2 protein-coding genes are annotated in these 1743 nt (G+C 67.8%); both read right to left on the bottom strand.

Features of this window, described 5'->3' with window-relative positions; genetic code table 11:
* A partial coding sequence (locus tag IO20_RS41890; RefSeq protein WP_245685162.1) for a DNRLRE domain-containing protein occupies positions 1-807 on the bottom strand: 807 nt, incomplete at its 3' end.
* Positions 722-1743: golvesin C-terminal-like domain-containing protein (locus tag IO20_RS41885; RefSeq protein WP_245685161.1), on the bottom strand; the 1022-nt coding region annotated here is incomplete at its 5' end. The genes IO20_RS41890 and IO20_RS41885, both read right to left, overlap by 86 nt.

The raw sequence follows: 1743 nt of genomic DNA, 5'->3' as shown, positions 1-1743 counted from the left end.
GTTGCCGCCGGTGGTCACGTCGGTGCCGTCGGGCAGCGTCCACTTGTAGCTGAGGACGTGATCCGTCGCGGTCCAGCTCGCCGAGGTGGTGTTGGTGAGCGTGAAGTCGACCGTGTAGTCGGTGTTCGGCGTCATCCGCGCCGGAGTCTGCGGCGCGAAGTACGTCGACTCGGTGGTCGAGTCGATGTACGTGACCACGATGCGCGGACGCAGGCGCTGCTCGGTGCCCTCGGAGGACAGGAACAGGGTCCGCTCCTGGGATGCGGCCTCGTCGGCCATCTTGATGACGACACCCTGCTGGGAGGCGGGGGTGGTCACCCAGGACTGGGCGAGGGAGGTGACGCTCCAGTCGTCGTTGGTCTTGGCCCCGGTGTCGCCCGCGACAGCACCGAAGTCGCCACCCGCGGTCGTCCAGTTGGTGGTGGCGTTCGCCTTGACCCAGGTGGCGGTCGCCTCGTCGAAGTCGCGGGACAGCGGCCGGAGTTCGTAGACGGCGCCGGTGGTGTCCTGGGCGGTCTGCGTGGACCACAGACGCACCTTGGCGTCCAGGACCCGGGCCGAAGCGGGGATGCCGAGGGCCGGGAACTTCAGGACCGCGCGGGTGTCGCCATAGGTGGCGGAGTTGTTGCCGACGGACAGCCAGTTCTTCGGACCGCCGTCGTCGATCGTGTCGTGCGTGGTGGTGGTGCGGGCGGAGGACAGGGTGGTGTCCTGCGTCGCGTCAAGGACCTTCGTCGTACGGCCGGCCTTCGGCAGACGCACGAGCTGGGTGGGGGCGGCGACGACCTGCCCGTCCTTCGTCTTCACCGCGACCATGTAGTAGTACGCGCGGCAGCGTCGCGGAGGAGGGGGTGAAGGTCTGGCTGATCGAGCGGTGGACCTGGTACTCGACCAGATCGTCACCGGTCCCGATCGGGTCCTTGTCCTGGTAGGCGGACCAGGACAGCTCCGCGCCGGTGTCATGAATGGTGGTCGGGGCGGCGAGGTCGACGCCCTGACGGCCGTAGGTGAGGACAAGGCGGGGGTAGTTGGCGACTTCGCCGCCGTAGCCGAACTCGCTGCCCTCGTAACGGGGGCCGCCCTTGGGTCCGTTGGCGGTCTCGTCACCGGCCTTGATGACGAAGCCGTTGTTGGCGTAGGTGCCGTCGATCCACTGCTGGACCGTCTTGGTCACCGGGAAGGAATGCCACGTGTTGAGCTCACCGGGCTGCTTGGTGACCACACCGCCCTTGGTGAACCGCACCGCGTCCGCGATGACCGACGTGGCGGTCGTGACGGGCCCGTCACCCAGGACGACCTTGCCGAGCGTGCCCGCCTTGAACGGATGCGAACCCAGCGTCTTCCACACACCGCCCGTACCGGCCTGCTGATTGACCGTGTACGCCTTCGACCCACCGTCGAAAGTCACGGTGTAAGGGGCGTTGGCCGCACGGTCGGAAGCCGGAATGTTATGCGTCTCGACCTGATAGGTGCCGTCCTCGGGCAGACTCGGCTGCCAGGAGTACGTGTCACCCGCCACCGCGTCCTTGTTGTACATGTACGTCTGGTTCACCGCGTACTGCGTGTACGCCGCGTTCCCCGACGCCGGCCAGGCACCCACGGCGGCCGTACGCCCGGCCTCGCCGTTGTCCACGACGACCGACGTACCCGACAGCTCACCGGTGAACGTGTTCGCACTGTTCCACGTCGCGGTCTCCTCACTCCACGCCTGGGTGGCGCGGTGCGCCTCCAGCTGGACCTCGG

This window comes from Streptomyces exfoliatus (assembly GCF_000725545.1).
Lineage (GTDB): Bacteria > Actinomycetota > Actinomycetes > Streptomycetales > Streptomycetaceae > Streptomyces > Streptomyces exfoliatus.
The sequence above is the reverse complement of the archived record's forward strand: the minus strand, read 5'-3'. Positions and strand labels throughout refer to the sequence as shown.